Source organism: Stenotrophomonas sp. YJH_SMC_6 (assembly GCF_059371335.1).
Window position 1 is genome coordinate 16,900 of sequence record NZ_JCAFUM010000002.1, and the last position, 22,161, is coordinate 39,060.

Consider the following 22,161-nt stretch of genomic DNA (forward strand, 5'->3'; position numbering starts at 1 on the left):
TGGATCGGATCCCACGATGCCGCGGCGGCTGCAGGCGCGAATCTGCCGCAAGCGGGGCTGACCGACGCCACGGTGAGCTCGGTCACGGTGACCTCCGGCAGGGCCGGATTCCGGGCATGACAAAAGGCCAGCAACCAGGGCTGGCCTTGTCGAGTGGCGCTAGGCGCCGACCGCTTACTTCATGCGGTAGGTGATACGACCCTTGGTCAGGTCATACGGGGTCATTTCAACCTTGACCCGGTCACCGGTGAGGATGCGGATGTAGTTCTTGCGCATGCGGCCGGAGATATGGGCGATGATTTCGTGCCCATTTTCCAGGCGAACGCGGAAAGTGGTGTTCGGCAGCGTCTCGCTGACGGTGCCCTCGAACTCGATGGAATCGTCTTTCGACATGTAGTCCTGTGCGGTTCAGAAAACGGCCACGCTGGGCCTAAGGCGCGGTATTTTACGCGTGACGGCGCCAGCTTGCAAAGTTTGTGTTAACCCCCGGCCAAACGCCGTGCTGGCAGGCGTCCAACCGCTTGGGTCCACGGGCCTTCCCGGCCGTCACCGCGCACGGCCCGGCGCACGTGCTGCAGGAATTCCGCGCGCGGCAGGTGCTCGGCGCCCATCCGCAGCAGGTGCGGATTCTCCACCTGGGCATCGATCAGTTCCCAGCCCCAACCATGCAGGGTGGATGCCAGGGCGGCCAGGGCGATCTTGGAGCCGCCGCTGGCACCACTGAACATGCTTTCGCCGAAGAACATCGACCCGATTGCCACCCCGTAGATGCCACCGACGAGGGTCTGCTGGTCCCAGACTTCAAACGAATGGGCGAAGCCCAGGTCGTGCAGCTGGCCGTAGGCCTCGACCATCGCCGGGCTGATCCAGGTGCCGTCCTGGCCGGGCCGCGGTGCTGCCGCACAGGCGCGCATCACGCGGCTGAAGGCGGTGTCGGCGGTGACCTCCCACGTACTGCTGCGCAGCTGGCGGCGGAACCGGCTGGACAGATGCACGCCCTCGGTGCGGAACACCATGCGCGGGTCCGGCGACCACCACAGGATCGGCTCGCCCTCGCTGAACCACGGAAAGATGCCGCCAGCGTAGGCATTGAGCAGGCGCACCGGGTGCAGGTCACCGCCGACGGCGAGCAGGCCATCGGGCTGGCGCAGCGCGGTCTCGGCCGGCGGGAAGGGGGCGTCCGGCGCATCAGCCAGGCGCCAGGGCAGCTGGCGGGTCATGCCCTCATTGTATTCGCCGTGGTGACCGCTGATGTCTGGCACCATCAACGTCCAACGGCAAGGAGCCCACGCATGAGTGACGCGATCACCGCCATCCTCGATGTGCACGACAACCCGCGCACGTGCAACGACAGCCAGAGCATGCTGCTGGCGCTGGCGACTGAGCAGCCGGGTCAGCTCGGTGCGCTGATGCGGCTGGCCCTTGCCCGGCGTTCACCCAGCTCGGCCTTTCTCGACATGACGCTGGATCTGCTGCCCGACGAAGCGGTTGCGCCGGTCTGTGCCGAGGCCTGGCGTCGCTATCGTGATGGAGAGCGCGGTGAGCTGCTGGCCAGCGTGATCGAATTCGCCAGCTACCAGGCGCCGCAGGTGCTGCAGGACGACTGGGAGGCCTTGCTGGCGATTGTCAGTGAGAATGAGCTGCAGCTGGCTTCGCAGGTGTGGCGGGGCCTGCCGTCTGCCACTGCCGGGCAGTGGGCGCAGATTCTGGCCGAAGCCGATGACGATCGCGAAATGGCGCGGGCCAGGGCGCTGCTGCTCGCGGCGCAGCCCGAGAGCTATGCCGTTGCCCGCGGCTACCTCGCTGACTGGGGCGCGCTGGATGCTGAGGTCTGGGCGCATTGGGCCGGCGTGGCTGATGGGCCGCTGCCGCGCCGCCTGCATGGGGAGCGGCCGCTGCACATCCGCTTTGGCCGCGAGCAGCATCGCGCGCAGCAGGCGGACGAACCGAGCTGGCGCAAGCGTATCTGGCGCCTGCACCCGACCTGGAATGGTGGGCAGGTGCACCATGCGGGGCAGATGGGAGGACCGCTGGAAGCGTTGTGTGGCAGCTGCCATGCACCGCTGCAGCGCCTGATGCGAACCGACGCTGCCGCGCTGCAGCCGGGCGCGGCGGGTGAGATCACGCTGGGCCTGTGCCTGGACTGCTGCGGCTGGGAAGACCCGCCCGTGCGCTTCTATCGCCACGATGCCGTCGGCCTGCCCAGCTGCCACCCCAGCCAGCGTCTGGAGGTGCCGGCCACGCCGACCGACAGCGGTGACCTGGTGCGTGCCGAGATCGGCCTGGTCGCCATGGATACCAGGCGGTGGCAGCAGCAGGACTGGGGCCAGTCCAACCATCGGCAGAACCTGTCGCGCGTGGGCGGCGCGCCCAGCTGGGTGCAGAGTGCCTGGTACCCGGCATGCATCGATTGCGGCGAGGAGATGCCCTTCGTGATGCAGCTGGATTCGACACTGCCGACCACCAGTGGAGGCGCGCTGCTCTGGGGTAGTGGCGGCATGCTCTACACGTTCTGGTGTGCGAAGTGCCGGGTGAGCGGGCACTTCTGGCAGTGCACCTGAGCACAGCGCCCTCGCCATTGTCCTGATAGGTGCCAACGTTGGTTGGCGCGCCCCACTGCCCTGGTAGGTGCCAACCTTGGTTGGCACGCTTCTCGGCGCCGCGCCAGTCGAGCCAGCTCGGCACTACGGCTCTACGCGGAACGGCCCATGCCCCTGCAGCTCCTGCTGGTAGCGCCGCACATCGCGCCGTTCCCGCCGGCACCAATCCTGCAGTGCTTCTGCGAAATCCGCATCGGCCACCCAGTGCCGGCTGCGCACCAGCGTCGGCAGGAAGCCCCGCGCCAGCTTGTGCTCGCCCTGTGCACCCGGTTCGAATCGGGTCAGCCGTTCGCGCAGGCAGTATTCGATACCCTGGTAGTAGCAGGCCTCGAAGTGCAGGCCGGGCAGGGTGGCGCCGCCCCAGTAGCGGCCGTACAGCGTGTCGCCACCGCGCAGGCACAGCGCGCCGGCAATCGGCTCGCCGTCCTGTTCGGCCAGGAACAGCACCAGCCCGCGGCCCAATGAAATGGCCAGATGGCGCAGGAAGGGCTCGGTCAGCGCCGGGGCGTTGCCGTACTCGAGGAACGTCTGCAGGTAGAAGCGATACATCGCCTGCAGGTCGGCACGGCGGGCTTCATCGCCGTGCACCACGCGGAAGGTGATGCCCTGGCGGGTGACCTTGGCCCGTTCCTGGCGGATGTTCTTGCGATGCTTGTGGTTCATCGCGCCAAGGAACTGCTCGAATGTGGCCCAATCGCCCGGGTTCTGCCACTGGAACTGCACGTCTTCGCGCAGCAGCCAGTCATCGCCGAACAGCGCCTCGTCCACTGCGGTGTGGAAGTTGATATGGGCCGAGGACACGTCCAGTGCAGGCAGCGCCTCGCGCAATGCCGACAGCAAGGTGGCGCGACCTGAATCGTGACGGGTCAGCAACCGCGGGCCGGTGACCGGCGAGTACGGCACCGCGCCCAGCCACTTCGGATAGTAGTCGCGGCCATGACGGGCATACGCGTTGGCCCACGCATGGTCGAACACGAACTCGCCGTGCGAATTGGTCTTCAGGTAGCCCGGAATGGCGCCGACCAAGCTGTCGCCTTCCCAGAGCGTGAAGTGCCGGGGCTGCCAGCCCCAGTCCTCGCGCAGGCAGCCGTGCTGTTCAAGGCCTGAGAGGAAGGCGTGGCTGACGAAGGGGTTCTGACCGTCGTGCAGGGCATCCCAGTCGGTGGCGGGGATGGACTGCAGGGAGTCGAGGAGGCGGGGGGAAGGCATGAGGGAAGGATAGGGCAGATGAAACAGAAAGGCCGACGCACTGGCGTCGGCCTTTCATCCGGAGTCGGGCGTGGCTCGGCCCTACAGGAGCGGGTCAGCCTCTCAGCTGGCCTTGCCCTGCGCGTCCAGGTAGCGCTCGGCATCCAGCGCGGCCATGCAGCCGAAGCCGGCCGAGGTGATCGCCTGGCGGTAGTGCTGGTCGGCCACGTCGCCGGCGGCGAACACGCCTTCCACCGAGGTCTGGGTGGCATTGCCGCCCAGGCCCGAACGGATTTCCAGGTAGCCGTTGTTCATTGCCAGCTGGCCGTCGAACAGGGTGGTGTTCGGGTGGTGGCCGATGGCCACGAAGAAGCCGTGGGCGTCGATGTCGCGAGTGCTGCCGTCCAGGGTGGACTTCGCGCGCACGCCGGTCACGCCGGCATCATTGCCCAGCACTTCTTCCACCTGGTGGTGCCAGACGGTCTCGATCTTGCCTTCGGCCACCTTCTTGAACAGCTTGTCCTGCATGATCTTTTCCGCCTTCAGTGTGTCGCGGCGGTGGACCAGGTAGACCTTGCGGGCGATGTTGGACAGGTACAGGGCCTCTTCCACGGCGGTGTTGCCGCCACCGACCACGACCACGTCCTGGTCGCGGTAGAAGAAGCCGTCACAGGTGGCGCAGGCGGACACACCGCGGCCCTTGAACTCGTCTTCGGTCGGGATGCCAAGGTACTTGGCGGTGGCGCCGGTGGCGATGATCAGCGCATCGCAGGTGTACTCGTGGCTGTCGCCGATCAGCTTGAACGGGCGCTGCGACAGGTCGGCGGTGTGGATGTGGTCGAAAATGACCTCGGTCTCGAAGCGTTCGGCATGGGCCTGCATGCGCGCCATCAGGTCCGGGCCCATCAGGCCGTGGGCGTCACCCGGCCAGTTGTCCACCTCGGTGGTGGTCATCAGCTGGCCGCCCTGCTGCAGGCCGGTGATGACGACCGGCTTCAGGTTGGCGCGGGCGGCGTAGACGGCGGCGGTCCAACCGGCCGGGCCGGAACCGAGGATGACGAGGCGCTGGTGGCGGGAGGGCAGGCTGGTGCTCATGTAAACTCGCGAAAAGGTAGATGGGACAAGGCGCTGGCGATGTTTGCGCAGCATCCTTGGCTGGTCATAGAGTGGCGGCTGGGGCAGGGCGATTCAAGCCGATGAACGGAACGCCGTCATCCAGCAGTGGTTTCGGCCCCCGGATTGGCCTGCCGGACGTCGCATAACTGAAAACTGACGCCGTCTCATTTATTATCAATCACTAACAGCGCATTCCAAAGGTATGGTCTAAGGTGGCGAAGCAGGTCCCCGAACGCTCCAAGTCCGACGACAGCAAGGCGTCACGTCGCACGGCCGCGGCGGCGACGACCGACAATCCACGCCGCCAGCGTCTCTGGCGCGATCTGGGCCTGATCGCCATCGCGCCGGCCCTGCTGTACCTGGCGGCCAGTCTTTTCACCTATTCAGCGACTGATCCGGGCTGGTCGCATACCGGCAGCGTGGTCGCGCCGGTGCACAACCTGGGTGGCCGCGCCGGGGCCTGGATCGCCGACGTGCTGCTGCAGCTGTTCGGCTACATCGCCTTCCTGCTGCCGGTGGTGCTCGGCGCGCTGGCGTGGATCGCCATGTTCGGGCTCAAGCGCGAGAGCAAGGGCGAGAACGACCTGGATCCTGCGCTGCGCCTGGTCGGCCTGGTCGGTTTCCTCATCGCCGGCACCGGCTTCCTGCACGTGCGCCTGTTCAGTGGCGACGTCTCCAGCGCCGGCGGCATCCTCGGCAAGCTGGTGGGCAATTCGCTCACGGTGGGCTTCGGCGCGCTGGGCGCCAACCTGTTCGTGCTGGTGCTGCTGCTGGCCTCGATCACGCTCGCGACCGGGCTGTCCTGGTTCACGGTGATGGAGAAGATCGGCCGCGGCGTGATGTCGCTGGCGCCGTTGCTGGAACGCAAGAAGGAAGAAGTCACCGAGTGGAAGCAGACCCGGGTGATGCGCGAGGAGCGCCAGGAAGTGCGCAAGGCCGACGCCGAGGTGCGCGCCAAGCGCGAGCCGGTGAAGATCGAGCCGCGTCCGGAGCCGGTGATCGAGAAGAGCGATCGGGCCAAGCGCGATACCCAGATTCCGATGTTCCGCGGCGTCAACGGTGATGGCTCGGACCTGCCGCCGCTGGCGCTGCTGGATGATCCCAAGCCGCAGCCCAAGGGCTACGACGAAGAGACGCTGGAGACCCTGTCGCGGCAGATCGAGTTCAAGCTGAAGGACTTCCGCATCGATGCGCAGGTGGTCGGCGCCAATCCCGGCCCGGTCATCACCCGCTTCGAGATCGAGCCGGCACCGGGCATCAAGGTCAGCCAGATCAGTTCGCTGGACAAGGACATCGCGCGCGGCTTGTCGGTGAAGTCGGTGCGCGTGGTCGACGTCATTCCGGGCAAGTCGGTGATCGGCCTGGAAATCCCCAACGTCACCCGCGAGATGATCTTCCTGTCCGAGCTGCTGCGCTCGAAGGAATATGACAAGTCGACCAGTGTGCTGACCCTGGCGCTGGGCAAGGACATCGCCGGTCGCCCGACCGTGGCCGACCTGGCACGCATGCCGCACCTGCTGGTGGCTGGTACCACCGGTTCGGGCAAGTCGGTGGCGGTCAACGCGATGGTGCTGAGCCTGTTGTTCAAGGCCTCGCCGAAAGACCTGCGGATGCTGATGATCGACCCGAAGATGCTCGAACTGAGCGTCTACCAGGGCATCCCGCACCTGCTGGCACCTGTGGTCACCGACATGAAGGAGGCCGCCAACGGCCTGCGCTGGTGCGTGGCCGAGATGGAGCGCCGCTATAAGCTGATGAGCGCAGTGGGCGTGCGCAACCTGGCCGGCTTCAACAAGAAGGTGAAGGAAGCCCAGGACGCAGGACAGCCGCTGATGGACCCGCTGTTCAAGCCGAACCCGGAACTGGGCGAGGCGCCGCGCCCGCTGGAAACGCTGCCGTTCATCGTCATCTTCATCGACGAATTCGCCGACATGATGATGATCGTCGGCAAGAAGGTGGAAGAGCTGATCGCGCGCCTGGCGCAGAAGGCGCGTGCGGCCGGCATCCACCTGATCCTGGCCACGCAGCGCCCGTCGGTGGACGTGATCACCGGCCTGATCAAGGCCAACATCCCGACCCGTATCGCCTTCCAGGTCAGCTCCAAGATCGACTCGCGCACCATCCTCGACCAGTCCGGCGCGGAAACACTGCTGGGCCACGGCGACATGCTGTACCTGCCGCCGGGCACCGCGCTACCCGAGCGCGTGCATGGTGCGTTCGTGTCCGACGATGAAGTGCATCGCGTGGTCGAGCACCTCAAGGCGATGGGCCCTGCCGACTATGTCGACGGCGTGCTGGACGAAGTGCAGACGATGGGCGACGGCGTGGTCGTCGGCGCCACCGGCCTGCCCGAGAACAGTTCGTCCGGCGACGAGTCCGACCCGTTGTATGACGAAGCGCTGCGGGTGGTCACCGAGACCCGCCGTGCATCGATTTCCGGCGTGCAGCGCCGGCTGAAGATCGGCTACAACCGTGCAGCGCGACTGATCGAGGCCATGGAAGCGGCCGGCGTGGTCAGCCCGCCCGAGCACAACGGCGACCGCACGGTGCTGGCACCGCCGCCGCCGAAGTAGGACCCGACGTATCCCCCACGACGTCCAAGGAACCGACGCATGCTTCACCCCGTACCAAGCGCGCTGGCACTGGCGCTGGCAGCCTTCCTGGCTGCCGGCCCGGCACTGGCAGACACCGCCACCTCCGCGCCCGCCACGGCGCCGCCTTCCACCAGCGGCGATACCGAAGCCAGCAATAACTTCAGCATTGTCCGTTACCGCGCCGACTACCAGGTGCGGCCGGATGCCGGCAATGTGCAGACCGAAACCTACGAAGTGCTGCTCAAGACCAAGGCCTCGGTCGAGCAGTTCAGCCAGGTGCGGCTGAGCTACAGCGAGAAGATGGAAACCCTGGAGGTGCTTGGCGCCTACACCATCACCGCCGACGGCCAGCGCCGTGACGTGCCGGCCGACCGCATCTACACCCAGGAAAGCTACTCCAGCGCCTCGGCGGCGATGTATGCCGACCGCAAGGTGCGGGTGATCGTGTTCCCGAACCTGGCCCCGGGCACCCGTCTGTACTACCAGGTGCGCCGCACCCAGGCCACGCCGTACTTCCCGGGCTATTTCGGCCTGTGGGAGACCTTCAATGTGTTCACCGAGTACGAGGACGCCGAAGTCACCCTGAGTGCGCCGGCCAACCTGCCGATGTTCATCGACAGCCGCGGCGTGCAGGGCAGCGATCGGCCGACGGTGAAGAACGGCCAGGCGCAGTGGCGCTGGCGCTACCAGCGTCGCGAGGCGATGCCGGCGCAGAACTGGTCGGCGGCGGGCTGGGAGTTCGGCCCGAACATCATGGCCAGTACCTATCGTGACTGGTCGCAGATGGGTCGCGCCTACCAGCTCAAGGCGGGCCCGGCGGCCGAGGTGACCCCGGCGCTGCAGGCGCTGGCTGATGAGATCACCGCGGGTATCAGCGACCGCCGCGAGCAGGCTGATGCGCTGTATCGCTGGGTTGCGCAGAACATCCGCTACGTCGCGGTGTACCTGGGCAATGGCGGGCTGGAGCCGAACAGCGCGCAGAGCATCCTCGACAACCACTACGGTGACTGCAAGGACCACGTGACGATCCTGGAGGCGCTGCTGGCAGCCAAGGGCATCGCCAGCTCGCCGGTGCTGATCGGTGCAGGTGGCGGCCCGACGTTGCCGAAGATTCCGGTGCTGGGCCGCTTCAACCACGCCATCACCTACATTCCCGAGTTTGATCTCTACCTGGATTCGACCACCGCGTGGGCGCGCTTCGGTCAGCTGCCGGAAGGTGATCTGGGTGCGCCGGTGATGCGTACCCGCGACGCCACGCTGGCACGCACCCCGGCCAATACGCCGGAGCGCAATGCCACCTCGATGGAGGTGCGTTTCACCTTCGACGCCAACGGCAACCTGCGCGGCGAGACGATTCCGAAACTGGGCGAGAACGCCGAGATCGGCATGCGCGCCCAGTTCTCCCAGCTCAACGCGCAGAACCGTGCGCGCGCTGAAGAGCAGATCATGGCCGCCTCAGGTTTCGATGGGCGAGGGCAGCTGCAGATCCAGGGCGTGCCGGTCGATCTGACCCGGCCGTTTGGCTATCGCATGGCGTTCCAGGCCGAGGACTACGCCGACTTCAGCGTGGCCGGCGGCATGGCCGTGCCGGACCCGCCGGGTGGCGAGTCGGTGCGTGGCTTGTACGCCACCGCCTCAGCGCCGGCCAACGAGACACCGTTCTACTGCAATGCCAGCCTGCGCGAGGAAACCTATCGCCTGCAGTTCCCGGCCAATGCGCCGATCATCGCCATCCCGGCCAGCCAGCGTTTCGCCAATGCCGCCGGCGAGTACCGGGTGGACTGGAGTCGCGAGGGCCAGGAGGTGATCGTGCACCACCGCTTGCAGCAGAATGCAGTGCGTGGGCCAGAGGCGTTGTGCCAGCCGCAGGACTATCCGGCGTTCCGCGCGCTGTATCGCGAAGTGCGGCGTGGCTTCCGCGGCCAGGTGCTGTACGGCAAGCTGCCGGGATCCGGTGGCTGAATCGCCGATGGACGTTCAGGGCGGCATAATGTCGCCCTGATCGCCCATTCATCTTTCCCCGGGCACACTGGCAACCACCTTTCCTGGCGCCCGCGCCCACAGGATTCCCGCATGAACTTCCGCTTCCGCCGTTTCCTTGCCACCACCACCCTGGCCGTGGCCTGCGCCGCCGCCGGCAGCGCCTGGGCTGGCGCCCGCGATGACCTGAAGACCTTCACCAGCGGCCTGAAGGGCCTGGATGGCCAGTTCAGCCAGCAGGTGTTCGACAGTCGCGGCAAGGTGAAGGAATCAACCAGTGGTCGCGTGGCCCTGTCGGCGCCGCGCCTGTTCCGTTGGGAATACGTGCGCCCGCACGAACAGCTGATCGTGGCCGACGGCAGGAAGGTCTGGATGTACGAGCCGGACCTGGAGCAGGCCACCGTGCGCGAGCAGGGCAAGGAAGAGCAGAACAGCCCGCTGACCGCGCTGATCAACCCGGCGCTGCTGGAGCAGCAGTACGACGTCAGCGAAGAGGCCGCGCAGCGCGACGGCCTGCAGTGGCTGTCGCTGTCGCCGAAGCGCGAGACCGAAGCCAGCTTCCAGTACGCCGCGCTGGGCTTCAACGCGCAGGGGCTGGCCAAGATGGAAATCACCGATGCGGTTGGCCAGCGTACCGTGATCAGCTTCAGTGGCTGGAAGCGCAACCCGGGCTTCGCCGCCGGCACCTTCAGCTTTACGCCGCCGAAGGGCACCGACGTCATCGGTAATTAATGGTGGTCGCCGGGCATGGCCTGGCGCTACCTGCTCTGGTGGGTGCCAACCGGCACCGCCTTGGTGGGTGTCAACCTTGGTTGACACGCTTTTGATCTGCCGGCCAGCGGCCGGCACTACCGAATCCTGTGGCCCGGCGCCAACCGCTCTGGTGGGTTTCAACCGGCACCGCTTTGGTGGGTTTCAACCTTGGTTGACATGCTTTTGATCTGCCGGCCAGCGGCCGGCACTACCAGACATCGCGTCCCGCCCGCCGGGCACGGTCCGGCGCTACCGTTGGGCGGCGCGGTACAATGACCGGGTGCCAAGACATCGCTCCACTTCATTCCCCGGACCCGATCTGCTGAGCGTCGATCGGGAACACATGCGCCCGCTGGCCGAGCGCATGCGCCCCCGCACCCTGGACGAAATGGTCGGGCAGAAGCGCCTGCTGGCGCCGGACAGTGCGCTGCGCCGCGCGGTCGAATCCGGTCGCGTGCATTCGATGATCCTGTGGGGGCCGCCGGGCTGCGGCAAGACCACGCTGGCGCTGCTGCTGGCCGAGTACGCCGATGCGGAATTCCGCGCCATCTCTGCCGTGCTGTCCGGCCTGCCGGAGGTGCGCCAGGTGCTGGCCGAGGCCGCGCAACGCTTCGCCGAAGGCCGCCGCACCGTGTTGTTCGTGGATGAGGTGCACCGCTTCAACAAGGCGCAGCAGGATGCGTTCCTGCCGCATATCGAGCGCGGCACCATCCTGTTCGTCGGTGCCACCACCGAGAATCCATCCTTCGAGCTGAATTCGGCGCTGCTGTCGCGTTGCCGCGTGCATGTGCTGGAAGGCGTTTCGCCCACAGACATCGTTGAGGCGCTGGAGCGTGCGCTGGGTGACCGCGAACGCGGCCTGGGTGAAGAGCACATCGAGGTCGCTCCCGAGCTGCTGCTGGAAATTGCGACCGCCGCCGACGGCGACGTGCGCCGTGCGCTGACCCTGCTGGAGATCGCCGCTGAGCTGGCGGGCGGGGAGGGTGGGCGCATCACGCCGCAGACCCTGACCCAGGTGCTGGCCGATCGTACCCGCCGCTTCGACAAGGGCGGCGAGCAGTTCTACGACCAGATCTCGGCGCTGCACAAATCCGTGCGCAGCTCCAACCCGGACGCCGCGCTGTACTGGCTGACCCGCATGCTCGATGGCGGCTGCGATCCGTCTTACCTGGCGCGCCGGCTGACCCGCATGGCCATCGAGGATATCGGCCTGGCCGACCCGCGTGCGCAGAGCATGGCGCTGGAAGCGTGGGACATCTATGAGCGGCTGGGCAGTCCGGAGGGAGAGCTCGCGTTCGCCCAGCTGGTGCTTTATCTGGCCAGCACGGCGAAGTCGAATGCCGGCTATGCGGCCTTCAACCAGGCCAAGTCCGATGTGCGCGAGAGCGGCACAGAAGAAGTGCCGCTGCACCTGCGCAATGCGCCGACCAAGCTGATGAAGGAACTGGGCTACGGCGCCGAGTACCAGTATGACCACGATGCGGAGGGTGGCATCGCGCTCGACCAGACCGGTTTCCCGGATGCGATGGGCGAACGGGTGTACTACAACCCGGTGCCGCGCGGGCTGGAAATCAAGTTGAAGGAAAAGCTGGATCGTTTGCGCGCCGAGCGCGAGGCTGCGCGCGCCGCGAAGGGCCGCTGACCCGGTTCATGTGGCGTCGAGCCATGCTCGACTTCGCTCTTGGCAGGCTTGTTGGCATATTCGGTAAGGCAGTCGAGCACGGCTCGACCCTGCAGTGGCAACATTGTTCCCGGCACGTTCATTTGGCACACTGCGCGGCTACTTTTTCAAGGATCGATGCCGTGCAGGAAATGATTCTGCCGTTGAAGCGCTACGCCCAGTTCGAGGGCCGCGCGAACCGCCGCGAGTACTGGATGTACCAGCTGTTCCTGTTCCTAGTCGCAACGGCAGTGATGCTGCTGGCCGGCGTGCTGGCGATCCTCCTGCGCAACAGTGCCGAAGCGCTGGCCGGCATCCTGATCGGCATGGTGGTGCTGCTGTGTGTGATGTGGCTGGCCACGATCGTGCCGCTGATCGCAGTGACCGTACGCCGCCTGCATGACTGCAACCAGTCGGGCTGGCTGTTCCTGCTGGCGCTGGTACCGGGTGGCGGGATCGTGATCATGATCTTCTCGCTGCTGCCGGGCACGCCGCAGGAGAATGTGTATGGTCCGGTGCCTACGGGGCCGTGATGATGCATGAGTCGAGCATGGCTCGACGCTACAGAGGCAAAGAAAAGAAGCCGGCATTTTGCCGGCTTCATCTTTACTTGATGGTGCAATCGCCGAAGGACAGGTAATCGGTGCCCGAGCTGAACTGCAGCGTGCAGCTGGCGGTGAAAGTCGCGCCTTCTTCCAGTGCGCCCAGCTTGGCCGCCTGCTGTTCGTCGTCGCTGGTCAGCCGGGCCAGGACATTGCCCTGGTCATCGCCGGCCTCGATCAGTGGCTCGCCCGCCAGGTTGCTGGAAACGCTCAGTGCGACGGCAGTGAATGTCACCGTCTGGTTGAGTTGGTCCATGCCCAGTGACGAATTGCCGGCCTCTTCAAAGGCCTGGTAGAGCGTTGGCAGGTCCTGTGCGGCATGGGCGGCCAGCGGTGCGAGCAGGCCAAGGGAAAGGGCGATCAGGGTGGTGCGCTTCAAGGTGTTCTCGCAGTCACGGGATCCATTCCCGTGGGTGGTGGTCAGTAGATCCACGCCATGCGTGGATAGGTTTGGCAATAGACAGGGCGCGGCCGATGGCTCGATCACCCATCCATCCGCAGCCCTGCGAGGGTAGGGCGCTCCTGCGCCCCGCTGCCGGGCAAAATAGTGGATTCAGTGTTTCCGGTGCAACCGGGAAAATGAACGTATCGCGCGCGTGATACACAGTGTGACGTTTGATCGATGTGATAATCATTCGCGTTTAAGGTAGACTGCGGTCCCCTATGAACCGGCGGCCATTGGTCGCTCCTGCCGCCGCTGATGATGCATTTCGTCCCGCCTTCGCGCCGTGGTCCGCTGGCCCGCGGCCTGGCCGCCTTGATGATGGGTCTGCTCCTGGCCACCCCGTACGCCCATGCGCAGCAGCGCAATCCACTGCAGAAAATTGGCCACACCGTACTCGACGAGCCGGCGGCCAGCTATCGCTTCGAGCATTTCGTGGTGGACAGTCCCGACCAGCAACGCCGCTGGCGGGTGAACCTGGTGATTCCGGCCAAGGCCGGCAAGACGCCCTCCCCGGTGCTCTACGCGCTGGACGGCAATGCCGTCGCCATGGTGCTGGATCAGCCGTTGCTGGCCGAGCTGGCCGCGCGCAAGGCGCCACCGGTGCTGGTGCTGATCGGCTACGACAACGACCTGCGCATCGATTCCAAGGCGCGCACCCGCGACTACACCGCGTGGATCGACCGCGCCGACGATGAGAGCGGTACGACACAGGCGGTCGGCGGTGGTGCTGCGGTCTTCCTGGATGTGATCGAACGCCGCATCAAGCCGGAAGTCGAGCGTCGCGCACGCATCGATACGCAGCAGCAAGCGCTGTGGGGCCACTCGCTGGGTGGGTTGTTCGTGCTCAATGCGCTGTACACCCGTCCCGCCGCCTTCCAGTCCTATCTGGCGGCCAGTCCCTCGCTGTGGTGGAGCCAGGGCGCGGCGCTGGGTGATCCGGAACAGCAGTTCGTGCAGAACGTGCATGGCCAGCCGGCAAAGCTCTGGTTGATGCTGGGCGGTGCCGAGCGTGTTGGCGATCGTGGCAAGCGCGACCTGAGCAACCCAAGGGTGGTCGCGCACCTGCGCCGCATCGGTGGCGCCACGCCGGATGCGGCGTGGCAGTTGTCAGAACGGTTGGCCAAGGTGCCGGGCATGAGCGTGCAGTACCGCGAGTTCCCGGGGCTGGGACACGGCCCGATGCTGCCGGCCTCGTTCCATGCCGCGCTACATGAACTGTACGGCGTGACCGACCGCAGCGCCGGTGACGGTGCCCCCACGGATGGTGACAACGCCGCCGAGTGAATCCCTTCGCACGCGATGCCGTGCGACCCCACTACCCAGGCGAGGCTGCCGGCGTGCAGCGGCCCAGGCAACCGATGAATCCCGCGTCACGTGGCGCGGCCTACGTGTGCAAGGAGCCTTCCATGTCGTTCCGTCCGTCTTTCCGTCTCACCTCTCTCGCCGCCGGCCTGTTGCTGGCGGTGACCGCCACCGCGCAGCCGGTGTTCGACCAGCCGGCCAACGCCACCTTCAAGGGTGAAGTCGTCTCACGCGGTGAGAACGTGGTTCCCGGCAGCACTGCCGACGTGGTCGGCCGCGGTTTCGTGCCGGGCCAGAAGGTCAGCCTGCTGCGTGGCGACAGCGTGCTCAACGCGCAGCCGCTGGTGGTCGACGCTGATGGCAACTTCAAGGCCCAGTTGAGCATTCCGGCCGACGCGGTGCCGGGCACCCATCCGGTGGTGGTGCGCGCCAGCCAACCGGCTGCGGCCACCGTGCTGAAGCTGCGCGTCTCGCCGCAGCTGCCGCTGTCCGGCCAGGCGCAGTTCGCCACCCAGTCCAACAAGCTGGTGCCGGGCCTGTACCAGTCGGCCTACAGCGCCGCCAGCAATGCGGTGTTCGTGACCTCGGCGGTGGGCCGCCCGCCGGTGACCCAGTCGCAGCTGCTGAAGCTGGACCCGAAGTCGCTGAAGGTGACCAAGGCGATCACCCCGGCGCAGGTGCCGGGCAGCACCAATGGTGCGGTCTATGCGGTCTACGGCGTGGGCGTGGATGACACCAACGGCAATGTCTGGGTCACCAACACCCGCCAGAATTCCATCGCGGTCTATCGCCAGAAGGACCTGTCGCTGGTCCATCAGTTCCCGGTCGATGCCGTGCCGCACGCGCGCGACGTGGTGGTCGACGGCACGCGCGGCAAGGTGTTCGCTTCTGCCACCGGCGAGGACCACCTGTCGGTGTTCGATGCGAAGACCTTCAAGGAACTGCCGCAGGTGACGCTGGAATCCGGCGTGGACGACGGCAAGTTCACCCCGATGAGCCTGGTGCTGGACGAGAAGGGCGGCAAGCTGTTCACCGTCAGCATCGGCACCCCGGAAGCGGCGGTGATCGATGTGGCCAGCGGCAAGGTCGAGAAGGTCATCGATCTGGGCAATTCGATCAGTGCCTCGGGCGTGGCCTTTGATGCGGCACGCAACCGCCTGTACGTGGCCTCGCAGGGCACCGACAACCTGCTGATCGTCGACGTGGCCGCCGGCAGGGTGCTGCACGATGTGCCGGTCGGCGCCGGCGCGCTGAACGTCGCCTTCGATGATGCCTCCGGCCTCGCCTACGTCAGCAACCGTGGCGCTGGCACGGTCACCGTGGTGAACGGTGACGGCAAGGTGGTCGCCAATCTTGATGGCGGCACGCTGCCGAACCACGTCCGCGCCGATGGCAAGGGCAACGTGTTCGCGGTGAACAAGTCGCGCGGCGCTGAAGACCCGAAGGGTGACCGCATCACCCGCATCACCCCGAAGCAGTAAGTCACACGGTGGGGCGGCGTGCGCGTCGCCCTGCCAGCAAGGAGAAAGTGCATGAACATCGCGTCCCGTCTGCGCCTGTGTGCGCTTCCGTTCGCTGTTTCGCTGGCGTTGGCTGCCTGTGGCGGCTCGTCGGCTCCCTCTGATGCCAATACGCCTGCCAAGTCGCCCGCAGCAACGGCGGCCGCTGCGGAAACCGCGCTGCCGGCAGGCTGGCAGCGCGTGGCAGGAGCCGAAATGCCGGCCGTGCACGGCCAGAAGGCGGTGCTGCCGGCCAAGGTGCATTCCGATGATGGCGCCGATATCGAAGTGGCCGATACCAGCCGGATCATCGCCGGTGGCGACGACGTCATCGCGGTGATCGAAGCACTGGGGCTGGGCAAGCAGGTATTTGCCGCGCCGACCAACACCACCACCCAGGCCGGCCTGGCCGCGCCGCACCAGTTCCTGTTCAACCGAACCACTGGCGTGGAGGGCGTGCTGAGCCTGCAGGGCTCGCTGTTCCTCGGCAACAGCCTGCGCCGCCATACCGAACTGGCCAAGAAGCTGCGCGAAGTGGGCGAGCCGGCGGTAGTCATCGATGACCTGCAGCCAGCGCCGGACAAGGTGCGCAAGGTCGCCGCGGCACTAGGGCTGGCCGAGGCAGGGCAAGCACTGGCCACGCAGGTGCAGCGTCAGCTCGACGAGGCTGCAGCGATTGGCAAGGGCCTGGGCCATGCGCCACGACTGATCCACGTGTCGGCCACCGGCGCTGGCGGCTCACCGACTGTTGCCGGTGCCGACAGCGCCTCGGCGCAGCTGATCGCGCTGGCTGGCGGCGTCAACATCGGCACCGAGGCGGGGGTGAAGAACTACTCGCAGCTGAGCAATGAAGGCGTGGTCGCCGCAGCGCCGGAGGTGATCCTGGTGACCGAGCATGACCTGCAGCTGTTCGGCGGTGCCGAGGGCCTGTGGAAGGCGTACCCGACGCTGAAGCAGACCCCGGCCGGGCAGGCCAATCGGGTCTGGGTGATGCCGGACGTGCAGCTGAAGTACACCAGTGTCGGTTCCGGTGCGGGCGCGCTGGCGCTGGCCAAGGCCCTGGCGGCGTTGCCGAAGGCATGAGTCCGGCGGATCGGCGCCGCCGTCGCGGGCGGACGATGTTGCTGGTGGCGTTGCTGGCACTGCTGGGTACGGTGCTGGCCTCGTTCGCCGTGGGCCCGCTGCGGCTGCCGCCGCTGGAGGTGATGCAGGCGTTGGCGGTGAAGCTGGGGCTGCTCGATCCGCAAGCAGTCAGCGGCCGCGACCTGGCCGTGGTCTGGCAGCTGCGCATTCCGCGTGCCCTGCTGGGTGCGATGGTCGGTGCGTCGCTGGCGATGGCCGGTGCCAGTCTGCAGGGCCTGTTCGGCAATCCGCTGGCCGATCCCGGCATCGTCGGTGTCAGCCAGGGTGCTGCGCTGGGGGCAGTGGCTGCCATTGTTCTCGGCGCTGCGGGCGCAGCCGGCTGGCTGGTGCCTGTGGCCGCGTTCGTTGGCGGTGCGCTGGCGATCGGCCTGACCTATGCGCTGGCGCGGCCCGGGAAAGGCAGTGGCAATGCCACGCTGCTGCTGGTCGGCATCGCGATGGCCGCGTTCTGCTCGGCGCTGATCGGTTTCCTCACCTACATCGCCAGCGAAAGCGAACTGCAGTCGCTGGTGTTCTGGCAGATGGGCTCGCTGGCGCGTGCCAACTGGGCCGATGTGGCGGCGGTGGTGCCCCTGTTTGCCATCGGCGTGTTCGCGTTGCAGCGGTTGGCCACGCCGCTGGACATGCTGGCGCTGGGCGAACGCCAGGCGCAGCACCTCGGGCTGGACGTGACCCGCACGCGGCGTCGCCTGGTGGCGTTCAGTGCGCTGCTGGTGGGCGCGGCGGTGGCCTTTGCCGGTTCGATCAGTTTCGTGGGCCTGGTAGTGCCGCACGTGGCGCGCCTGCTGGTCGGCCCCGGGCATCGCTGGCTGCTGCCGTTGTCCGGCCTGCTGGGCGCGCTGCTGATCGTGGTGGCCGACACCGCGGCCCGCACGCTCGATCCGCCGGCGGAGATTCCGCTGGGCCTGTTCTCCGCCGCGCTGGGCGCGCCGTTCTTCCTCTGGCTGGTGCTGCAGCAGCGCCGCAAGGCGGCGCCATGAGCGTACTGCTGAAGCTGCACGAGGTGGTGGTGCGCCGCCAGCAGCGCGAGATCCTGCATGGCATCTCGCTGGCGTTCGAGCCGGGTACCGTGACTGCGCTGGTTGGCCCGAACGGCGCAGGCAAGTCCACGTTGCTGGCGGTAGCGGCCGGCGACCTGCGCGCCGATGCGGGCGAGGTGAGCCTGTTGGGCAAACCGCTGGCCAGCTACAAGGCCGGGCCGCTGGCGCGCGAGCGCGCGGTAATGCCGCAGGAGCACGGCGTTCGTTTCGCCTTCAGCGTAGAGGAGGTGGTGGCGATGGGCCGGTTGCCACACCCGCCGGACCCGGTCACGGACGATGCCCGGGTGGAAGCGGCCATCGATGCCGCCGAACTGCAGGCGCTGCGCCTGCGCGAGGTGCAGCAGCTGTCCGGTGGCGAGTCCGCCCGCACCACGTTCGCGCGTGTGCTGGCGCAGGATACGCCGTTGCTGCTGCTGGATGAGCCGACCGCCGCGCTGGACCTGCGCCATCAGGAGCGCACGCTGCGCAGTGTGCGCGCCTGTGCCGAAGCCGGTGCGTGCGTGATCGTGGTGCTGCACGACCTCAATCTTGCCGCCGGCTATGCCGGCCGCATCGTGCTGCTGGAACAGGGCAGGGTGGCGGCCGACGGCACGCCGTTGCAGGTGCTGACCGAAGACAACCTGCAGCGGGTCTACCAGCAGGATGTGGTGGTGCTGGAGCACCCGCGGCGCGGGGTGCCGCTGGTGGTGGTGACCTGAGCGAGGGCCCGCCAGGTTGCTCCGGGTATCATGATCGTTTCGTTTTCTTCAATGGACTGATGCCATGTTCCGCACCGTTACCTGCAGCGTGCTGCTCGCCGCAATGATTGCTTCCGCTTGCGCTGCCAATGCGGCGTCGACCGCTCAGGTTTCGCTGACCGACGCGGCCGAGAACGCCTCGCTGATCGAGACCCGGCATTCCAGTAGCGACGGTGCCGCTGTGACGTCGATGAAGACGCAGTACTTCGCCAACGAGGAAATGTCGGTGAGCTGGGACGACCAGCAGGTGCTGGTGCTGTGCAGGGAGACGGCGTACCTGAAGATTCCTGCGACCAAGCTCAAGGCCGGTGCGTTGACCTCCGAACAGCGGCAGATGATCGTCTACCAGGCGCTGATGTCAGGCCTGGGGGCTGTCGCGGGCGTCATCGGGCCGGCAGGCGAGGTGGTGACCGTGGCCGATGACGGCAGCGAGACCCGCAGCGTTGGCGAAAGCAGCTGGGCGTATGGTGTTGAGCGATACGAGGTGATCACCCAGCGGCTGCCGGACGGTGCACTTCGGGTCCGGACCCGCAAGACGGAAACCGTGAATACCACGCCTCCGGCGGGCCCGGACGACATGTTCAGTACCGAGGACGATCAGGCGGCACGCCTGTCGGAACTGGCGCCGGTGGGCAGCTGGACCGAAGTGGTTGTCCACGGTGGCGCACGGCTGCCACACATGGACCCGGCGACGTCGCTGAAGGGGTGGATCTCGATGGGCGACGACCAGGCGGCGACCGTGGGTGAGGCGCGCAAGCTGCACGACTGCAAGTAGGGCATGGCAGGGGTCAGAGCCCTTTGCTTTGGGCAAAGGGACCCGACCCCGATGTCGGTCGGCTTCATCGTTCTATTAATGTGTGCAATATTCACTTGCGCGCCAGATTGGCAGGTCTAGAATGCGCCCCATGAACCGGATGCCGCTCCTGAAGTTTTTCACCCTGACCCGCGCAAGCGCGGAACGGGCGTGTCTGCCTGGAGCCCCACGAGGCCGTTGAAGCGGCCATCGCTGGACCTTCGACAGAGCGCCCTCCGGGGCGCTCTTTTCGTTTTTGTTTTTTGTTAGTCGACTAACAGTCGACTCTACCCAGTCGACTCTACCCAGTCGACTCTACCCAGTCGACTCTACCCAGTCGACTCTACCCAGTCGACTCTACCCAGTCGACTCTACCCAGTCGACGCTACCTACTCGACTCTACCCAGTACCGCGAAGGAGAACGTGCCATGCACCAGATCGCCGAGACCGAACGCTAGCCGCGCACCCTGTCGCCAACCGGGGTGTGCGGCCCCTGAAGTTGGCTTTGCAGGAACCTCTTTATGAACACCCACGTCCTTTCCCGTCGTCGCAACCTTGGCATCATTGCCCACATCGACGCCGGCAAAACCACGCTGACCGAACGCCTGCTGTGGAAAAGCGGCGAGATCCACCGCGTCGGCGAAGTGCACGACGGCAATGCAACCACCGATTTCTCGGCGATCGAGCGCGAACGCGGCATCACCATCGGCGCTGCCGCCGTGCAGGCGCAGTGGGCGCCACGTGACCTGCCGCCGCATCGGCTGACCCTGATCGACACCCCCGGCCATATCGACTTCGCCATCGAAGTCGAGCGTTCACTGCGCGTGCTCGACGGCGCGGTGGCCGTATTCTCGGCCGTGGACGGCGTGCAGCCGCAGTCCGAGACGGTGTGGCGCCAGGCGCGTCGCCATCGCGTGCCGCTGATCGCTTTCGTCAACAAGATGGACCGCGTCGGCGCGTCGTTCGCGCGCGTGCTGGAGCAGCTGCAGGACAAACTGCAGGCGCGACCGTGGGCGTTGGGCGTGCCGTTGGGCAGCGAAAGCGGCTTCAATGGCTGGGTCGACCTGGTCAATGAGCGCGTGCTGCAGTGGCAGGATGGCGCCGCAACCACGGTGGCCCCGTGGGACGACGCGGCACGCGCGCAGTGGCAGGCTCAGCGCGATGCGCTGGTCGAAGCCGTGGCCGATCACGATGAACAACTGGCCGATGCCTGGCTGGAAGGTCGCGTGATCGATGCCGAACAGCTGCGCGCGGCGATCCGCCGGGCGACGCTGGCGGGTGCGGGCGTGCCTGTGCTGGCCGGTGCTGCGTTCAAGGACAAGGGCATCGAGACGCTGCTGGATGCGGTGGTCGACTACCTGCCGTCGCCGCTGGATCGCCCTGCCGTCAGCGCTGAAAGCGATGAGGGCGAGGTGGTGCTGCCGCCGGATCCGGAGGGGCCGCTGGCCGGCCTGCTGTTCAAGATCACCCACCAGCAGCACGGCGCGCTGAGCTTCGTGCGGCTGTACTCGGGCACCTTGAAGGTGGGCGACGCCGTGGCCAGTTCGCAGCATCCGCAGGGTCGGCGCGTCAGCCGGCTGGTGCGGGTGCAGGCCGACCAGACCCACGACATCGAGCAGGCCGTGGCCGGTGACATTGTCGCGGTGCTGGGCTGGAAGGATGCGGTCAGTGGCGAAACGCTGAGCGGCCGTGCGCAGCCGCTGCGCCTGGAGAATATCCAGGCCCAGGCGCCGGTGCTGGCGTGGCGCCTGGAGCCGGCGCGTGCGGCCGACCTGATCCGGATGGCGCAGGGCCTGGCCAGCCTGGCCCAGGAAGACCCGTCGTTCCGCGTCGAAACCGATCGCGACACGGCGGAAACCCTGGTCTGGGGCATGGGTGAGCTGCACCTGGAGGTGATGGTCGAGCGCCTGCGCAGTGAGTGGAAGGTGGACGTGGGCGTAGGTGCGCCGCGCGTGGCCTACCAGGAGACGCCGCTGCGTGCGATGACCGGCGTCGTCGGGCGACTGGTCAAGCAGACCGGTGGACAGGGCCAGTTCGCGCACGTGGTGCTGGATGTGTCGCCGCGTGAGGACGACCAGGTGGTGTTCAACGACCGCATCGTCGGTGGCGTGGTGCCGCGCAGCTTCATCGCTGCGGTCGAGAAGGGTGTACGTGCCGCGCTGTCGGAAGGGCCGCAGGGTCATCCGGTGGTCGGCATCGAGGTCAGTCTTGTCGATGGCCAGACCCATGCCAAGGACTCTTCGGAGATGGCGTTCCATCGCGCGGGTGCCGAGGCGATCAAGGCCGCGCTGGCCGAAGGTGGCACGCAGCTGCTGGAACCGGTGATGGCGGTGACGGTGCATTCGCCGTCGGCGTCGGTGGGCGATGTGGTCGGCGACCTCAACCGGCGCCACGGTCGCATCGCCCGCATCGAGGACCAGGACGGTCGCGCTGAGGTCAGTGGTTTTGCGCCATTGGCGCAGCTGGTGGGTTACACCACGTCGCTGCGTTCGCTCAGCCAGGGGCGGGCGAGTAGCGAGGCGCACCTGCACGGCTACGAGCCGGTACGCGCTGCATGAGGAAACGTGGGGGGAGCCCGTTCGCGGGCTCCCCTTTTTGTGTTCGGGGGCGCGCATCCACGCATGGCGTGATCTACAGGGCGATCGGGTCGCGAGCTCTGCAGTAGATCCACGCCATGCGTGGATGGGGTCCTCGGGATGCGATTTTTTG

18 protein-coding genes are annotated in these 22,161 nt (G+C 66.9%); 13 read left to right on the plus strand and 5 right to left on the minus strand.

All coding sequences use genetic code 11. The features are described 5' to 3' along the window. Positions 1–174: 174 nt before the first annotated feature. Both infA and aat read right to left on the minus strand, forming a co-directional pair. The gene (infA, locus tag AC5P9N_RS01880) at positions 175–393 is read right to left on the minus strand and encodes a translation initiation factor IF-1 (protein ID WP_005409596.1); all 219 of its coding nucleotides are present in this window, start codon (positions 391–393) and stop codon (positions 175–177) included. A gap of 86 nt (positions 394–479) precedes the next feature. After that, a complete protein-coding gene (gene aat, locus AC5P9N_RS01885; protein WP_088428762.1) occupies positions 480–1,220 on the minus strand; it encodes a leucyl/phenylalanyl-tRNA--protein transferase in 741 nt (246 codons plus the stop codon). A 72-nt stretch (positions 1,221–1,292) separates the two neighbouring features. Here aat and AC5P9N_RS01890 point away from each other — a divergent pair, with 72 nt between their 5' ends. After that, on the plus strand, positions 1,293–2,561 hold the full coding sequence (locus tag AC5P9N_RS01890) for a hypothetical protein (protein ID WP_099484210.1): 1,269 nt from the start codon (positions 1,293–1,295) through the stop codon (positions 2,559–2,561). A gap of 123 nt (positions 2,562–2,684) precedes the next feature. Here the strand turns inward: AC5P9N_RS01890 and AC5P9N_RS01895 are convergent, their stop codons facing one another. Next, complete coding sequence (locus AC5P9N_RS01895; protein WP_099484209.1) at positions 2,685–3,809, minus strand: GNAT family N-acetyltransferase; 1,125 nt, start codon at positions 3,807–3,809, stop codon at positions 2,685–2,687. A 102-nt stretch (positions 3,810–3,911) separates the two neighbouring features. Next, the gene (gene trxB / locus AC5P9N_RS01900) at positions 3,912–4,883 is read right to left on the minus strand and encodes a thioredoxin-disulfide reductase (RefSeq protein WP_099484208.1); all 972 of its coding nucleotides are present in this window, start codon (positions 4,881–4,883) and stop codon (positions 3,912–3,914) included. 233 nt (positions 4,884–5,116) lie between these two features. Between trxB and AC5P9N_RS01905 the strand changes: the two genes are divergently transcribed. From AC5P9N_RS01905 to AC5P9N_RS01925, 5 genes are all read left to right on the plus strand, one after another. Then, a complete protein-coding gene (locus AC5P9N_RS01905; RefSeq protein ID WP_005409601.1) occupies positions 5,117–7,477 on the plus strand; it encodes a DNA translocase FtsK in 2,361 nt (786 codons plus the stop codon). 39 nt (positions 7,478–7,516) lie between these two features. After that, positions 7,517–9,460, plus strand: coding sequence for a DUF3857 domain-containing protein (locus tag AC5P9N_RS01910; protein WP_005409602.1), 1,944 nt, complete (start codon positions 7,517–7,519; stop codon positions 9,458–9,460). 111 nt (positions 9,461–9,571) lie between these two features. Then, the gene (gene lolA / locus AC5P9N_RS01915) at positions 9,572–10,210 is read left to right on the plus strand and encodes an outer membrane lipoprotein periplasmic chaperone LolA (RefSeq protein WP_024958744.1); all 639 of its coding nucleotides are present in this window, start codon (positions 9,572–9,574) and stop codon (positions 10,208–10,210) included. A 364-nt stretch (positions 10,211–10,574) separates the two neighbouring features. After that, positions 10,575–11,873, plus strand: a complete 1,299-nt coding sequence (locus tag AC5P9N_RS01920; protein WP_005413290.1) for a replication-associated recombination protein A — start codon at positions 10,575–10,577, stop codon at positions 11,871–11,873. A 161-nt stretch (positions 11,874–12,034) separates the two neighbouring features. Then, positions 12,035–12,424 (plus strand): DUF805 domain-containing protein, encoded by a 390-nt coding sequence (locus AC5P9N_RS01925; RefSeq protein ID WP_005413291.1) that lies wholly within the window; start codon positions 12,035–12,037, stop codon positions 12,422–12,424. 73 nt (positions 12,425–12,497) lie between these two features. Here AC5P9N_RS01925 and AC5P9N_RS01930 read toward each other — a convergent pair whose 3' ends face one another. After that, positions 12,498–12,872, minus strand: coding sequence for a hypothetical protein (locus AC5P9N_RS01930; RefSeq protein ID WP_005413292.1), 375 nt, complete (start codon positions 12,870–12,872; stop codon positions 12,498–12,500). A gap of 321 nt (positions 12,873–13,193) precedes the next feature. Here AC5P9N_RS01930 and AC5P9N_RS01935 point away from each other — a divergent pair, with 321 nt between their 5' ends. The 7 genes from AC5P9N_RS01935 (at position 13,194) to fusA (ending at position 22,010) form a co-directional block, all read left to right on the plus strand. Beyond that, the gene (locus AC5P9N_RS01935; RefSeq protein WP_024957363.1) at positions 13,194–14,222 is read left to right on the plus strand and encodes an alpha/beta hydrolase; all 1,029 of its coding nucleotides are present in this window, start codon (positions 13,194–13,196) and stop codon (positions 14,220–14,222) included. 122 nt (positions 14,223–14,344) lie between these two features. After that, positions 14,345–15,721, plus strand: a complete 1,377-nt coding sequence (locus tag AC5P9N_RS01940; protein WP_043033554.1) for a YncE family protein — start codon at positions 14,345–14,347, stop codon at positions 15,719–15,721. A 51-nt stretch (positions 15,722–15,772) separates the two neighbouring features. After that, complete coding sequence (locus AC5P9N_RS01945) at positions 15,773–16,822, plus strand: heme/hemin ABC transporter substrate-binding protein (protein ID WP_043033553.1); 1,050 nt, start codon at positions 15,773–15,775, stop codon at positions 16,820–16,822. Beyond that, positions 16,819–17,862, plus strand: a complete 1,044-nt coding sequence (locus AC5P9N_RS01950) for a FecCD family ABC transporter permease (RefSeq protein WP_087803523.1) — start codon at positions 16,819–16,821, stop codon at positions 17,860–17,862. Before AC5P9N_RS01945 ends, AC5P9N_RS01950 begins: the two co-directional genes overlap by 4 nt. Beyond that, a complete protein-coding gene (locus AC5P9N_RS01955; protein WP_495223802.1) occupies positions 17,859–18,620 on the plus strand; it encodes a heme ABC transporter ATP-binding protein in 762 nt (253 codons plus the stop codon). The genes AC5P9N_RS01950 and AC5P9N_RS01955 overlap by 4 nt, the downstream gene beginning before the upstream one ends. 64 nt (positions 18,621–18,684) lie before the next feature. Then, the gene (locus AC5P9N_RS01960) at positions 18,685–19,434 is read left to right on the plus strand and encodes a hypothetical protein (RefSeq protein ID WP_043033550.1); all 750 of its coding nucleotides are present in this window, start codon (positions 18,685–18,687) and stop codon (positions 19,432–19,434) included. 539 nt (positions 19,435–19,973) lie between these two features. Next, positions 19,974–22,010 carry an elongation factor G gene (fusA, locus tag AC5P9N_RS01965; protein WP_099484206.1) on the plus strand — a complete coding sequence of 679 codons (2,037 nt, stop codon included), beginning with the start codon at positions 19,974–19,976 and terminating at the stop codon, positions 22,008–22,010. Positions 22,011–22,161: the final 151 nt, after the last annotated feature.

Bases quoted from the DNA above. Each gene is read 5' to 3' on its own strand.
- infA (WP_005409596.1), bottom strand. From the start codon at position 393: ATGTCGAAAGACGATTCCATCGAGTTCGAGGGCACCGTCAGCGAGACG.
- aat (WP_088428762.1), bottom strand. From the start codon at position 1,220: ATGACCCGCCAGCTGCCCTGGCGCCTGGCTGATGCGCCGGACGCCCCC.
- AC5P9N_RS01890 (WP_099484210.1), top strand. From the start codon at position 1,293: ATGAGTGACGCGATCACCGCCATCCTCGATGTGCACGACAACCCGCGC.
- AC5P9N_RS01895 (WP_099484209.1), bottom strand. From the start codon at position 3,809: ATGCCTTCCCCCCGCCTCCTCGACTCCCTGCAGTCCATCCCCGCCACC.
- trxB (WP_099484208.1), bottom strand. From the start codon at position 4,883: ATGAGCACCAGCCTGCCCTCCCGCCACCAGCGCCTCGTCATCCTCGGT.
- AC5P9N_RS01910 (WP_005409602.1), top strand. From the start codon at position 7,517: ATGCTTCACCCCGTACCAAGCGCGCTGGCACTGGCGCTGGCAGCCTTC.
- lolA (WP_024958744.1), top strand. From the start codon at position 9,572: ATGAACTTCCGCTTCCGCCGTTTCCTTGCCACCACCACCCTGGCCGTG.
- AC5P9N_RS01920 (WP_005413290.1), top strand. From the start codon at position 10,575: ATGCGCCCGCTGGCCGAGCGCATGCGCCCCCGCACCCTGGACGAAATG.
- AC5P9N_RS01935 (WP_024957363.1), top strand. From the start codon at position 13,194: ATGATGCATTTCGTCCCGCCTTCGCGCCGTGGTCCGCTGGCCCGCGGC.
- AC5P9N_RS01940 (WP_043033554.1), top strand. From the start codon at position 14,345: ATGTCGTTCCGTCCGTCTTTCCGTCTCACCTCTCTCGCCGCCGGCCTG.
- AC5P9N_RS01945 (WP_043033553.1), top strand. From the start codon at position 15,773: ATGAACATCGCGTCCCGTCTGCGCCTGTGTGCGCTTCCGTTCGCTGTT.
- AC5P9N_RS01950 (WP_087803523.1), top strand. From the start codon at position 16,819: ATGAGTCCGGCGGATCGGCGCCGCCGTCGCGGGCGGACGATGTTGCTG.
- AC5P9N_RS01955 (WP_495223802.1), top strand. From the start codon at position 17,859: ATGAGCGTACTGCTGAAGCTGCACGAGGTGGTGGTGCGCCGCCAGCAG.
- AC5P9N_RS01960 (WP_043033550.1), top strand. From the start codon at position 18,685: ATGTTCCGCACCGTTACCTGCAGCGTGCTGCTCGCCGCAATGATTGCT.
- fusA (WP_099484206.1), top strand. From the start codon at position 19,974: ATGAACACCCACGTCCTTTCCCGTCGTCGCAACCTTGGCATCATTGCC.